A 12,582-nucleotide genomic window follows, 5' to 3' on the forward strand; every position below is an offset into this window, starting at 1 on the left:
GAGGCAGGAAGAACGCTCCGGGGCCGCCGCTGGCGAACCCCGGAAAACCGCATCAGGCATTCAGCCCCGCTGGGCCGCGATCCAGTCGGTCATGATCTTGTCGAGCACGGTCAGGGGCACGCCGCCCGCATTCATGCCGGCGTCGTGGAAGGCCTTGATGTCGAACCGGCTGCCCAGGGCGGCCTGGGCGCGGGCGCGCAGCTCGACCCATTTGTTGTGGCCGACCTTGTAGCTGGAGGCCTGGCCCGGCCAGACGCAGTAGCGTTCGACCTCGGTCGTGACCGCAGTCTCGGAGTCGCCCAGGGTATCGACCATGTAGCGGATGGTCTGTTCGCGGCTCCAGCGCTTGTGATGGAGCCCCGAGTCGGCGACCAGCCGGGTGGCGCGGAACAGCAGGGACTGCAGATAGCCGATCTGGCCGACCGGATTGTCGGCATAGACCCCCATCTCGTCGGCCAGTTGTTCCGAATACAGGGCCCAGCCCTCGGAATAGGCCGAGAAGCCCAGCACCTTCATCAGCAGCGGGCGGTCGGCCTGTTCCTGCTGCAGGGCGATCTGGTGGTGATGGCCCGGCGAGGCCTCGTGATAGGTCAGGGTCGGCAGTTGCATGCGCGGCCATTCCGAGGTGTCGCGCAGGTTGATGTAATAGGCACCGGGTCGCGAACCATCCAGCGCCGGCGAATTGTAATAGCCGCCGGGCGCGCCCGCCTCGATGAAGACCGGCACCCGGCGGATCTCGACCGTGGAGGCGGGGATCCGGCCGAAATACTCGGGCAGGCGTTTGGCCATGTCGGCCATCTGGGCATTGAGGTCGGCCAGCAGCTGTTCCTTGCCTGCATCGGTGTTCGGATAGAGCTGGCTCGGGTCCCGACCGAGGGCGGCGATACGCTCGCCGACCGTGCCCTGGGTGAGGCCCTGGGCCTTGAGCAGGACATCGGCCCGGGCCGAGAGTTCCGCCACCTGTTGCAGGCCGAGTTCATGGATCTCGGCACCGGACAGGGTCGAGGTGGTATAGCTGCGGATGCCCCAGTCGTAATAGGCCTCGCCGTCCGGCAGCCGCCAGACGCCGGCGTCGTGGGTCGCTTCGGCACGGCGGGCGCGCATGGCCTCGGCCTGGCGGCGCAGGGCCGGATAGACCTCGCCCTCGACGATCCGCTGTGCCCGGGCCGCCCAGTCGCCGGCGATGTTCTTCTCGCCCGTCCGCCGCACGATGGAGGTCGTCAGGACCATCCGGTCGGCAGGCGTTTCATAGAGGTTGGCCAGCTGGAGCAGGGTCTTGTCGATGACGAAGTCCGGCGGCACGGCACCGGCCGCAAAATCGGCCTGCATCCGGGCGGTCTCCTGATCCAGGGCCGTCGGGAAGGCGGCGACACGCGCCAGATAGGCCTCGGCATCCTCGGCGGTCTCGATCGAATGCTGGGTATCGAGGAAGTCGGGCAGGCCCTGGTACGACCCGGTCAGCTGCGAGATCGTATAGGGCGCGGGGCCGAAGCCGCCGCCGCCATAGGGGAAGCGCTCGCCCATGATCTGGGTGTCGCCGAAGAAGGTCAGGGTATCGTGATAGACGCCCTCGGTCTCGGGCAGGGCATTGCGGTCGATGGCCTTGAGCTGGTCCATCTGCGCCCGGAACACCGCCCGGTCGGCGTCGATCTTGGCCTGGGACCGGTCATCGAGGCGGGACTTCATGGCCGCCATCGGGCCCTTGTCCATGCCCAGTCCGGTCAGGGTCTCGGGCGACTGCAGCAGGAAGGTCTGGACGATCCCGTTCATCAGGGCCGTCAGGGCGGCGGAGGCCGAGCCGCCGGGCGTCTGCGCCAGGGCCTGGCCACAGGCGGCGAGACCCGCGCCGGCGGCAGCGGTGAACATAAGACGGCGGCGATCGATCATCATGGCGGCAAGCTCCCTTGGCACGAAACGACAGAGGACGCCGCCCGGCCACGAATGGCAAGTTACGGATGCTTCAGCCGGCGTGGAGTTCCTGCTTCACGCGCTCGGCGAGGGTCTTGATGTCCAGCGGCTTGGGCAGGAAGGACACACCGGCCTCGTCCTGGAGCAGGTCGGAAAAGTCGCTTTCGGCATAGCCCGAGATGAACAGGACCGGGGCGTCGCCGAGGTATTGCCGCGCCTTCTTCAGCAGGGCCGGACCGTCCAGACCGGGCATGATGACGTCGGAGATCATCATGTCGATGGTGCCCGCGTGCTGTTCGGCCAGTTCGAGGGCCTGTTCGCCATCCTCGGCCTCGATCACCTCATAGCCGCGCTGACGCAGCAGGCGGGCCGCGATGCCGCGCACGGCGGCCTCGTCCTCCACGAACAGGATACGGCCCGCGCCGGACAGGTCCCTCGGCGCCTTCGCGACCTTCTCGACCACCGGAACCGCCGCCAGTTCGGCCTCGGCCGCCTCGGGCAGGAAGATGCGGAAGACGGCCCCGCCCGCCGCGGCGTTCGACACATTGATATGGCCGCCCGCCTGTTCGACGATGCCGTAGACCGTGGCCAGGCCCATGCCCGTGCCCTCGTTTACCGCCTTGGTGGTGAAGAAGGGCTCGAAGATCTTGTCGAGCAGTTCGGGCGGGACGCCCGGCCCGCTGTCGGCCACCTCGATCAGGGCGACGGCGGAGGTGGGGGCCGCGCTCCAGCCCAACAGACGGGCCTCGTCGGCGGTCAGACGGGCGGTGCGGATGGTGACCACGCCCGCGCCCGGCTCCACCACGCCGCGCATGGCGTCCCGGGCATTGACGGCCAGGTTCATCACCGCCGTCTCGAGCTGGCTCTTGTCGGCCAGCACCACCGGCAGGTCGCGGCCATAGTCGGTTTCCAGCCGCACATCCTCGCGCAGCAGGCGGCGCAGCAGGACCGCGAACTCGCCGACCAGTTCACCGAGGTCCAGCCGCTCGCGCCGCACGGTCGACTTGCGCGAGAAGGCCAACAGTTTGCGCACCAGATCGGCGGCACGGATGGCCGTCTGGCGGATTTCGTTGAGCCCCTCATAGGAGGGATCACCGACCGGATGGCGCTCCAGCAGGCCCGACAGCTGCAGCTGTATGGCGGTCAGAAGGTTGTTGAAATCGTGCGCCACACCGCCGGCCAGCTGGCCCACGGCCTGCATCTTCTGGGCCTGCGACAGCTGCAGCTCCATCGACTTCTGGGCCGAGACATCGAACAGCCAGACACGACGGCGATCCCCCTCGGGGGCGACATAAAGATGCAGCATCCGGTCGGGATGGGCGCGGGCGACCAGTTCGATCGGGCCCGATGAGCCGCTGTCCAGCTTCAGCCGCGCCTCGGCGACACCGGCCGGATCAAACAGATGGCCGAAGGCGGCGTCGCGGGCGGCGGCGGGACCGGTGAGGACGGCGAGGGCGGCGTTGGCCTCCTCCACCTTGCCGGAGAACAGGTCATCGGCGGCGATCACGGCGGAGCCGAAGGGCGCACCGGCGGCCATGGCCCGGCTCTCGACCGCATTGGAGGTCGCGGCATGACGGGGCGAGACGGCCGTGCCGACCGGCAGCACGGCCTCGGGCGCGGCGCGGACGAGGAACCGCCCCTCCCCGGCCAGTCCGATCAGGACCTCCTGTTCGCGATCGCCGATGACCACAATGGCGCGGCCCTGTTCGCCCGCGCGGGCCTGGGCGAACGCCATATAGAGGGCCGAGGCGGACTTGCCCTTCGGCAGGGCGACCGTGGCGCCGTTGGCCTCGGCCCAGGCCCCGTTGAACGCCAGCACCTGCCCTGTCGACCAGACCAGCGCCGCCGGCTCGCCCATGGCGTCCAGCAGCTCGACCGTCGCGTCGCCGAGGGGCTTGCGCGACTCGCCACGGGCGAAGGCGAACAGGCCGATCAGGGCCACGGCCCCGACGGTGAAGATCAGCACCAGACCGGGCGCACTCGTCGGATCGGCTCGGAACGCCGGATAGGCCAGGGCCCCGACGGCCATTACGAATCCGACCGCCATCACGATCAGCAGCGGATCGAAGGAACGGCCCCTGGAGGAGGTCACGGCAGTTGCGGTCATGGCGCCTCAGCCCGAATCAGAACGGGAAGCATGCGCCATAGTGTTCCGTATGCGCCCCGCGCGCGAATCCGGCCGTCAGGCCGCCTGGCGCTGCTCGGCCTTGGCGTCGCGGGCGGCGTTGATACGGGCCTCGGCGATGGCGTCGGCGATCTGGTGCGTCGGGCGCTGCTCGGCGGCCGAACGGTCCAGCACCTCCTCGAAGGTTTCCATCAGGCGCGACAGCTTGGCCTCTACCCAGGCCGGGTCATAGGCGGTGCCGGTCTGGCGGGCGCGCAGCTCGGAGGCGACATTGATGATACCGCCGCCGTTGACGACATAGTCGGGCGCATAGAGCACGCCGCGCTCGAACAGCATCCGGCCGATATCCGGGGTGGCCAGCTGGTTGTTGGCGGCGCCGACCACGGCCTTGACCGTCAGCCGGTCCAGCGTCTGGGGGTTCAGCGTCGCACCGAGGGCGCAGGGGGCATAGATGTCGGCCTTGACGTCATAGATGGCGTCGGGGGTCACGATCTCCGCACCGGTGCGGGCCGCGACCTCGGCCAGCAGGGCGGTATTGACGTCGGTCATGACCAGTTTCGCACCGGCGGCGTGCAGCTTGTCAGCCAGATAGCCGCCGACATGGCCGATGCCCTGCAGCGAAACGGTCAGGCCGGTCAGGTCATCCTGTTTCCAGAGCCGGCGGGCGACGGCCAGGGATGAGCGATAGACGCCCTCGGCGGTGACCGGGCTGGGGTCGCCCGAAGCCTCCGGACCGTCGTTCAGGCCCAGCACAAACGGGGTGACCTTGCGGGCCTCGGCGATGTCGGACACCGACACGCCGACGTCTTCCGCCGCATAGTAGAGGCCGCCCAGGGCATCGACCGCCCGGCCGAAGGCGCGGAACAGCTCGGGCGTCTTCTGGGTCCGGGAATCGCCGATGATGACCGACTTGCCGCCGCCCATCTCCAGATCGGCGACCGCATTCTTGTAGCTCATGCCCTTGGACAGACGCAGCACATCCTCGAGCGCCTCGGCGCTGGACGCATAGTTCCACATCCGGGTACCGCCACAGGCCGGGCCGCGCGCCGTGGAATGAACCGCGACGATGGCGCGCAGGCCGGTCTTTTCGTCAAAGAAGGCGTGCACGCCTTCGTGGTTCGCGAACGACGGGGAATCGAACAGCGTCATGCTCATTTGAGCGTCTCCCGGGGTATTTTTTATTTTGGCGGCTGATACGCGGTGACGCTTAACAGGGCAAGCATGGCGGTTTCGCGACGGGTGGGGTCGGACACGCATCGCTGCATCGGCTATGGATGCCGCCTGAAAAGGGGAGCGTCGCGATGATGAAGCCGGTCCTGCGCGTAGACGGCACGAACGCCAGTCCGACCGAAGGCACCCCCGTCATCGACTGGCCCAAGGCGCTATGGAATGGCGGCTTGCTGGGAATCACGATCATCGGCGGTCCGCTGTTTTTCTCATGGTCCGCTTTCGTCCTGTTTCTCGTCACGACCTATCTGACGCTGCTGATCGGGCACAGCGTCGGCATGCACAGGATGCTCATCCACCGCGCCTTCCAGTGCGGGAAGCCCCTGGAACGGTTTCTGATCTACGTCGGCGTGATCGTCGGCGTGGCGGGGCCCATGGGAATCATCAAGGTCCATGACATGCGTGACTGGGCGCAGCGGCAGCCGGCCTGCCACGACTTCTTCTCCCACCGGCGCGGTCTGTTTCGCGACCTCAGCTGGCAGTTGTTCTACCGGTTCAGATTTGACCGCCCGCCTGTTCTGCGGATCGAGCCACGAATTGCCGACGACGGGTTCTACCGATTCCTCGAAACGACCTGGCGCTGGCAGCAGGTGCCGCTGGCGATCGTCCTGTTCCTGATCGGTGGATGGCCGTGGGTGGTCTGGGGCGTATGCGCACGCGTGCTGGTCAGTACCGTCGGCCACTGGACGATCACCTATTTCTGCCACAACCCGGGCGCCGGTCGGTGGAACGTCAGGGGAGCCTCGGTCCAGGCCTCGAATCTCCCGGGCCTAGGGCTGCTGACCTACGGGGAATGCTGGCACAATAACCACCATGCCTTCCCGGAATCCGCGCGGATCGGTCTTGAGCCCGGGCAGGTCGATCCCGGCTGGGCCGTCATTCGGGCGATGGAGAAAGTCGGTCTCGTCTGGAATGTCGGAACACCGCGTCCGGTCGCATCCCGGGAGGATCTCGAAGAGCGGCCGGCGAGCGCCTAGTCGGCGTCCCGCCCCGCCTCTTGCAAGGCCGACAGCACAGCGCCCGCCCCGGACGGCAGCGGTGCCGCCGCGTCGCTGAGCCAGGCTTCGACGTCGCGGTACATGACCTCGGCCTGGAGGTCGCGGTTCAGGATGTGCCAGCCGTCCGGATAGAAGCCGGTCCGGAATCCGGGCCGCTCGCCCGCCCGCTCCAGCGCCAGCCGCATGGGGTCGCGCTGGATCACATTGTCATTGGCCCCGTACAGCAGCAGGGTTGGGGCCCGCACCTGACCCAGCCGCATCGAGGCGGTCTCCATCAGATCGACCAGACCATAGAGCGCGTCGAACCGGGTCGAGATCAGGCTGTTGGGATCGCGGCCGTTACGGAACAGCTCCAGCCGGTTGTCGGAGGCTGGAAAGGCACGCACCGCCCACTCCGGTGCCTCCACGGCCCGCTCGCCCATGGTGCGGGCGGCGATCCACAGGCCGGCGGCGTTGACCGGTCCCTGCGCCGACCAGCCCCAGACGGCCGGGGCCAGCAGGATGACCCGGTCCGCGTCGGGCGGTCTGCCGGAGGCGAAGGCCGCGATGGTCACCGCCCCGCCCATACTCTCGCCCGCGACGGCGATGACGGCGCGCGGATAACGGGCGCGAGCCAGGGCGACGGCGGTGCGCAGGTCTTCGGTCATCCGCGCCTCTCCGGCCCAGACGCCGCGGCCGGGCGCCTCGCCGAAGCCGCGCTGGTCGATGGCCCAGGTCTCGATCCCGCGCTCGGCCCACCAGGGCCCGGCCAGCCGGAAGGCGGCGCGACTGTCATTCATGCCGTGCAGGGCAATGATGACGGCCCAGGGTTCACCCGTTTCCGGCGTCCAGCGCGCCAGCGGCAGGCGGGCACCGTCGTCCATCCGCAGACCACCGGCCTCGACGGCGGGACCGGTGAAGCCCGGCGGCGGGGTCAGGGGCCGCTGGATGGCGGGCGTGGCGCAGGCGGCGAGCGCCAGGACCGCAAACAAGGCTGCGCAGGACCGCATCATGGCCTCACCCTGCCAACCAGGCATGATCAGGCGAAGTCGTCATCGTCCTCGACGGCCGGCGGCAGGGCCGCCAGAGCCGCGGCGGTTTCGGCCTCGGTCGGCAGGCGCAGGCGGATCACCCCCTTGAAGGCATTGGGATCGACCGGCTTGCCCTTCTTGGTGATGGTCAGCTTCCCCTGCCGCATCAGGGCCAGGGCGCTGTGGCGCACCTTGGGCAGCATTCGCTGCCACTGCTCGGGCTGGAGTGCCTTGGCCACATCGGCCGGTTCAATGCTCTTGCCGCCGACGCCCTTGGGGTCGGCCTTCGCCAGTTTTTCGAAGATGGCGGATTCGATGGGGTCGCTCATCGTGCCTATATGCTGCATTGCGAGAGCAATAAGAAGGCAGGGTCCGCATGGTTCAGAAAGTCACCGTCACCGAAGGCGAGTTCGCCGGCTGGCAGATGTACGACCTGCAGGGCACCTTCGATCAGGTGGTCGGCCCCTTCTATTTCCGCCCGGACGCGGACGGGCGGATGCGCTGCGCCTTCCGCGCCGAGGCCAAACACATGAATGCCGGGCACCGGATGCACGGCGGCTGTCTGATGACCTTCGCCGACATCGCCCTGTTCCAGATCGCCTATCAGGAGATGGAGGGGGCGTCGGGGGTGACCGTGTCGCTGGACTCCACCTTCATCGATGCGGCCTGGGTGGGGGAACTGGTCGAGGCGACCGGCGAGGTGGTTCGCGCCGGCAAGAGCCTGATCTTCGTCCGCGGCCAAATCCATGCCGGCGAGCGGATACTGATGACCTGGTCCGGCGTGATCCGGAAATTCCAGCCGCGCGGCCAGGCCCCGGCAGCCGAAACCGCTGTCAGCCGTCAATGATGTCCTGAAGGATTGCCGCCATTCGCGCTTGCATGTTTTCGGACTGTTCGCGGGTCAGGGTCTGTCCGCCGGTCAGCTCACGGCTGACCTCCATGCCCATGATGAAGGCCGCCGCCAGGCGCGCCCGCACGGGGGCGTCGCTCCCGCCGATCCAGGCCTGGAAGGGACCGAAGAAGCTTTCGTCCGCCGTGCGCCGCACCAGTTCGCTGGCCTTGGCCGAGCCGATCGACCGCAACAGCACCAGCAGATGCTCCAGCTGCCCGTCATGTTCGCTGCCGAAAATGGCTTCCCGGGCGACCCGGTCGCCGAAGGTGGCGCGATCCCCGTCCATCAGGTCAGGGGCGTCGCCGCAGTGTTCCAGCACCTTGAGAAACAGGTCTTCCTTGGAGCCGAAATAGCGGGACACCAGGGCCGCATCCACGCCCACATCCCCGGCGATATCGCGCATGCCGACATCGTCATAACTCTCGCGCGAGAAACGCTCCCGGGCGGCCGTCAGGATGGCGGCGCGGGTCGCCTCGGCATTCCTCGGCCGGGGCGTGACTTGGCAAAACAATGGCCTGCTCCTCCCGACTAGCCCCTGAGCCGCCAGTCTATGGCGATGTCATCATCTGTCGACAAGCCTGAACCGGACCATCACCCGGTCGCCCGGCCCTGACGGCCGACCTCCTTTCGCACCGCAACAAGGGGGATTGACGGCACCGGAAGTCTTCGACACCTTGAAGTCACTCATCAAGACCGGCGGAGGGATAGGCCCTTTGATGCCGGGGCAACCTTCCGGGACGACCCAGTCCCGGAGATGGTGCCAACTCCTGCGAGGCCTCCCCGGAAGCCGCGAGAGATGAGTGAAGCGACGGTTCCCTTACGTCCGGGGACCGGCTGACTTCACGGGTCTGTCACGCAAGAATTGGTCTGCCCCTCCGGTTTCGCTGAGCGAGAGCGGAGCGGACCGTGGCGTCCACCAAGAGACATTTTGACGATGCGCCGGGACAGGATGTCCGGGTGCCCATCGCCGCCGAATTTCGGCTGGAGTCCGGCCAACGGCTGGCCGCGTCGGAGATCGTCGGCCGGCTGCACGGCCCGGGCCAGGGCCCCCTCGTGGTCGTCGCCGGCGGTATCTCCGGCGGGCGCTTCGCGACGCGCTGGTGGCCCTGGGCGGTCAGGGCCGGCGGCCCGATCGATCTGGACGGCCTGCGGGTGCTGGCCTTTGACCTCGCGCCCGGCACCGGAGAGACCGAGGTCACCCTGACCACCACGGACCAGGCCCGGCTGCTGGCCCGGCTGCTGGACGGGATCGGAGAGCCGAGGGTCGACCTCTTTATCGGCGCCTCCTATGGCGGCTGCATCGGTCTGGCCTTTGCGGCGGCCTTTCCGGAGTGGATCGGCGAACTGGCGGTGATCTCGGCCGCGCACCGGACCCATCCGACAGCGACCGCGCTGCGCGGGGTGCAGCGCCGTCTGCTGGCCTTCGCCCGTGACTGCGGTCGGGAGGCCGAGGGGATCGCCCTGGCCCGTGAACTGGCCATGACCAGCTATCGCACGGCCGAGGAGTTCGGCGTGCGCTTCGCCTCGACCCCGCCCACCCGGGCCGGTGATCCCTATCCGGTCTGCGACTATCTGATCGCCCGCGGCGCCGCCTACAGCGACGTGACCGACGCCGCACGCTGGATCGCCCTGTCGGATTCACTGGATCGGCACACCGTCGCGCCCGGGGCGATCCGCTGCCCCCTCACCGTCATCGGTTTCACCTCGGACCGGCTGGTTCCGATCGAGGACAGTCGCGACCTGGCTGCCGGCGCCCCGAACCTGCGCCGCTTCATCGAGGCCCCCTCGATCTTCGGCCACGACGCCTTCCTGAAGGAACGCGAGCGGGTCAGCCACGCCCTGCACGACATCCTCAGCACCCTTTCCCTTCCGACCCAGGAGATCGCCGCATGACCTGTCCGTCCGACCCCCACCCCTGTACGACCGCCGCCCGTTACGGCGTGAACAGCGATCCGGCGCACGGTGCGGTGATGCCGCCGCTCTATCTGTCCTCGAACTACAGTTTCGACGGCCTGGAGGGTAAGCGGCGCTACGACTACACCCGCTCGGGCAATCCCACCCGTGACATGCTCGGCGAAACCCTGGCGCAACTCGAGGGGGGCTGCGGCGCGGTGGTGACCGCCACCGGCATGGCGGCCGTCGATCTGGCGCTCTTCCCCCTTGAGCCCGGTGACCTGCTGATCGCCCCGCATGACCTCTACGGCGGTACGCACCGCCTGCTCTGCGCCCGCGCCGGCCGTGGCCATTTCAGGGTGCAGTTCGTCGACCAGAACGATCGCGCCGCCCTGGACGCCGCCTTCGCCCTGAAGCCGAAACTGATCCTGATCGAGACCCCGTCCAATCCCCTGATGCGGGTGGTGGACGTGGCCGACCTCTGCGCCCGGGCCCATGCCGTCGGCTGCAAGGCGGCGGTGGACAACACCTTCCTGTCACCCGCCCTGCAACAGCCGATCGCGCTGGGGGCCGATCTGGTGATCCATTCGACCACCAAATACATCAACGGCCATTCCGACGTGGTCGGCGGCTGTGTGGTGGCAAGGGACCCCGCCGATCTGGAGCGGCTGACCTGGTGGGCCAATTGCCTCGGCGTTACCGGGTCGCCGTTTGACGCCTGGCTGACCCTGCGGGGCGTCCGCACCCTGTTCGCCCGGATCGAGCGCCAGCAGGCGACCGCCGGCCGCGTGGCCGAATGGCTGCTGACACAGCCCGCCGTGCGCGGGGTCCACTATCCGGGCCTCGCCGGGCATCCGGGCCATGAGATCGCCTCCCGGCAGCAGTCCGGCTTCGGTGCCATGCTCAGTTTCGAACTGTATGACATCCATGCAGTCCGGGCCTTTGTCGACCGGCTGAAGGTCTTCACCCTGGCCGAGTCCCTGGGCGGGGTCGAAAGCCTGATCGCCCACCCGGCCCTGATGACCCACGCCGCCATGACGCCCGAGGCGCGCATCACCGCCGGCATCACCGACGGCCTGCTCCGGCTGTCGATCGGCCTGGAACATGAGGATGACCTGCTGGCCGACCTGTCGGCGGCGCTGGATGCCCTTGCGCTGCCGCTGGCCGCCGAAGCCGCCTGAGGAGACCGCCATGACCGCACTGCCCCTTGCCCGGACCCCCTCGCCCCTCCCGCATCAGAACGGCGCTCCGTATACGGATGAACCAGTCGCCCTGCTTCAGCTCGATGGCTCCGATCCCGTCGAGGCGGCCTCGGCCGTCTATCGGGAGGTGCGGCGCGGCCGCCGGGTCGTCGCCGTCGCCTGTGGCGGCCCAACCGCAGCGGCCCGCCTGTCCGGCGCCCTCGATGCGATCGGCGTCATCGCCCTCCAGCCCGTGTCCGGATCGGCCGTGCTCGGCGCGGGGGTGACCCTGGTGCCCGGCCCGGAAACCGTCCCGGGCCGAAAGCGCCGCAGCCCGGCGCGCGTGCTGCGCATCGCCCTGGCCGGATGCGATGTGGTGGGCGGCGGTCTGCTGCCGCGCCTCCTTGCCGATCCCCGGTTCGAGGTGGTCGGCGTGCTGATTCGCGATCCGGCCCGGCCGCGCGACACCGTCATCCCGGCGGGCCTCGCCCTCCGGGACCCCGCCGCCCTGCTGGCCCGCGAACCCGACATCCTGGTCGAGGCCATATCCGACGCCTCTGACGGCCTGGCCCTGATCCGGGCGGCCCTGTCGCGCGGCGTGGATGTGGTCAGTGCCAACAAACAGGCCATCGGCGCCGACCTGCCCGGCCTGACCGCCCTGGCCGCCGCGGCCGGCGCACGCCTGCGCTATGCCGCCAGCGTCGGCGGCGGTGTCCCGATGATCGAGACGGTCCGGCGCGCCAGGGCCCATGGCGCGGTCGTGCGGATTGAGGCGGTTCTGAACGGGACCTGCAACTTCATCCTCAATCGGCTGGCCGAGAATCGGCCGTTTGAGGCCGCGCTGCAGGCCGCCCGGGAGGCCGGATTTGCGGAGGCGGACCCGTCCGCCGATCTGACCGGTCTGGATGCCGCCGCCAAGCTGGCCATCCTGGCCCATGAGGCGCTGGGCACCCTGCCGGCGGTGGAGGGAATCGTCCGCGAGACCCTCGCTGCCGACGGGACGCGTCCGCCCGGTCGGCTGCGGCAGCAGGCGCGGCTGGATGTCACCTGCGGCGCGCTCGGGGTCACCCTTTGCGCCGTCGACGGCGACCCGCTCTTCGCCGAACTTCCGGACGAGTGGAACGCCCTGCGGGTCACCACAGCGGACGGACGGGTCTTCACCGCGCGCGGACGGGGTGCCGGGCGAAGGCCGACGGCCGAAAGCGTCTGGGCCGACCTGACCGACCTCGCCGGGCCGGATGGCTGATTAAGGTAAACGCCTCCGGCTCACGATAACCAAATGCCGGTTACGGGCACTGCCTCCGAGCCGCTGCCTCGCGGGCCGGACATCTGAAAAATCGGGCGCGAC

General features: G+C 68.9%; 11 protein-coding genes and 1 riboswitch. Of the genes, 5 read left to right on the forward strand and 6 right to left on the reverse strand.

The annotated features are described in order from the left end of the window. Positions 1-60 precede the first annotated feature (60 nt). The 3 genes from Q0053_RS03750 to Q0053_RS03760 form a co-directional block, all read right to left on the reverse strand. Positions 61-1,887, reverse strand: a complete 1,827-nt coding sequence (locus Q0053_RS03750; RefSeq protein WP_298096329.1) for a DUF885 family protein — start codon at positions 1,885-1,887, stop codon at positions 61-63. Positions 1,888-1,960: 73 nt separating this feature from the next. Continuing rightward, a complete protein-coding gene (cckA, locus tag Q0053_RS03755) occupies positions 1,961-4,015 on the reverse strand; it encodes a cell cycle histidine kinase CckA (protein WP_298096218.1) in 2,055 nt (684 codons plus the stop codon). A 75-nt stretch (positions 4,016-4,090) separates the two neighbouring features. After that, on the reverse strand, positions 4,091-5,182 hold the full coding sequence (locus tag Q0053_RS03760; protein ID WP_298096331.1) for a Glu/Leu/Phe/Val dehydrogenase: 1,092 nt from the start codon (positions 5,180-5,182) through the stop codon (positions 4,091-4,093). A 152-nt stretch (positions 5,183-5,334) separates the two neighbouring features. Here Q0053_RS03760 and Q0053_RS03765 point away from each other — a divergent pair, with 152 nt between their 5' ends. Next, on the forward strand, positions 5,335-6,237 hold the full coding sequence (locus Q0053_RS03765) for an acyl-CoA desaturase (RefSeq protein ID WP_298096220.1): 903 nt from the start codon (positions 5,335-5,337) through the stop codon (positions 6,235-6,237). Here the strand turns inward: Q0053_RS03765 and Q0053_RS03770 are convergent. Then, positions 6,234-7,250 carry an alpha/beta fold hydrolase gene (locus Q0053_RS03770; RefSeq protein ID WP_298096223.1) on the reverse strand — a complete coding sequence of 339 codons (1,017 nt, stop codon included), beginning with the start codon at positions 7,248-7,250 and terminating at the stop codon, positions 6,234-6,236. The genes Q0053_RS03765 and Q0053_RS03770 overlap by 4 nt on opposite strands. A gap of 26 nt (positions 7,251-7,276) precedes the next feature. Beyond that, positions 7,277-7,597, reverse strand: coding sequence for a DUF3253 domain-containing protein (locus Q0053_RS03775; protein WP_298096225.1), 321 nt, complete (start codon positions 7,595-7,597; stop codon positions 7,277-7,279). Positions 7,598-7,644: 47 nt separating this feature from the next. Here Q0053_RS03775 and Q0053_RS03780 point away from each other — a divergent pair, with 47 nt between their 5' ends. Beyond that, positions 7,645-8,115 carry a PaaI family thioesterase gene (locus tag Q0053_RS03780; RefSeq protein ID WP_298096230.1) on the forward strand — a complete coding sequence of 157 codons (471 nt, stop codon included), beginning with the start codon at positions 7,645-7,647 and terminating at the stop codon, positions 8,113-8,115. On the opposite strand, the gene Q0053_RS03785 is transcribed toward Q0053_RS03780, so the two are convergent. Continuing rightward, complete coding sequence (locus Q0053_RS03785; RefSeq protein ID WP_298096233.1) at positions 8,102-8,671, reverse strand: TetR/AcrR family transcriptional regulator; 570 nt, start codon at positions 8,669-8,671, stop codon at positions 8,102-8,104. The genes Q0053_RS03780 and Q0053_RS03785 overlap by 14 nt on opposite strands. A 170-nt stretch (positions 8,672-8,841) precedes the next feature. Further along, positions 8,842-8,963: riboswitch (SAM riboswitch) on the forward strand. 103 nt (positions 8,964-9,066) lie between these two features. On the opposite strand from Q0053_RS03785, the gene Q0053_RS03790 reads away from it, so the two are divergent. From Q0053_RS03790 to Q0053_RS03800, 3 genes are read left to right on the forward strand one after another with little or no spacing between them, the layout of a single operon-like run. Continuing rightward, positions 9,067-10,053 (forward strand): homoserine O-succinyltransferase, encoded by a 987-nt coding sequence (locus Q0053_RS03790; RefSeq protein ID WP_298096236.1) that lies wholly within the window; start codon positions 9,067-9,069, stop codon positions 10,051-10,053. Continuing rightward, positions 10,050-11,234, forward strand: coding sequence for a cystathionine gamma-synthase (metB, locus tag Q0053_RS03795; protein ID WP_298096238.1), 1,185 nt, complete (start codon positions 10,050-10,052; stop codon positions 11,232-11,234). Before Q0053_RS03790 ends, metB begins: the two co-directional genes overlap by 4 nt. A 10-nt stretch (positions 11,235-11,244) precedes the next feature. Further along, on the forward strand, positions 11,245-12,480 hold the full coding sequence (locus Q0053_RS03800; RefSeq protein ID WP_298096241.1) for a hypothetical protein: 1,236 nt from the start codon (positions 11,245-11,247) through the stop codon (positions 12,478-12,480). Positions 12,481-12,582 lie beyond the last annotated feature (102 nt).

This window comes from Brevundimonas sp. (assembly GCF_027487935.1).
Taxonomy (GTDB): Bacteria; Pseudomonadota; Alphaproteobacteria; order Caulobacterales; family Caulobacteraceae; genus Brevundimonas.

Excerpts from the sequence above, each read along its gene's own strand:
- Q0053_RS03750 (WP_298096329.1), bottom strand. The coding sequence starts at position 1,887 with ATGATCGATCGCCGCCGTCTTATGTTCACCGCTGCCGCCGGCGCGGGT.
- cckA (WP_298096218.1), bottom strand. The coding sequence starts at position 4,015 with ATGACCGCAACTGCCGTGACCTCCTCCAGGGGCCGTTCCTTCGATCCG.
- Q0053_RS03760 (WP_298096331.1), bottom strand. The coding sequence starts at position 5,182 with ATGACGCTGTTCGATTCCCCGTCGTTCGCGAACCACGAAGGCGTGCAC.
- Q0053_RS03765 (WP_298096220.1), top strand. The coding sequence starts at position 5,335 with ATGATGAAGCCGGTCCTGCGCGTAGACGGCACGAACGCCAGTCCGACC.
- Q0053_RS03770 (WP_298096223.1), bottom strand. The coding sequence starts at position 7,250 with ATGATGCGGTCCTGCGCAGCCTTGTTTGCGGTCCTGGCGCTCGCCGCC.
- Q0053_RS03775 (WP_298096225.1), bottom strand. The coding sequence starts at position 7,597 with ATGAGCGACCCCATCGAATCCGCCATCTTCGAAAAACTGGCGAAGGCC.
- Q0053_RS03780 (WP_298096230.1), top strand. The coding sequence starts at position 7,645 with ATGGTTCAGAAAGTCACCGTCACCGAAGGCGAGTTCGCCGGCTGGCAG.
- metB (WP_298096238.1), top strand. The coding sequence starts at position 10,050 with ATGACCTGTCCGTCCGACCCCCACCCCTGTACGACCGCCGCCCGTTAC.
- Q0053_RS03800 (WP_298096241.1), top strand. The coding sequence starts at position 11,245 with ATGACCGCACTGCCCCTTGCCCGGACCCCCTCGCCCCTCCCGCATCAG.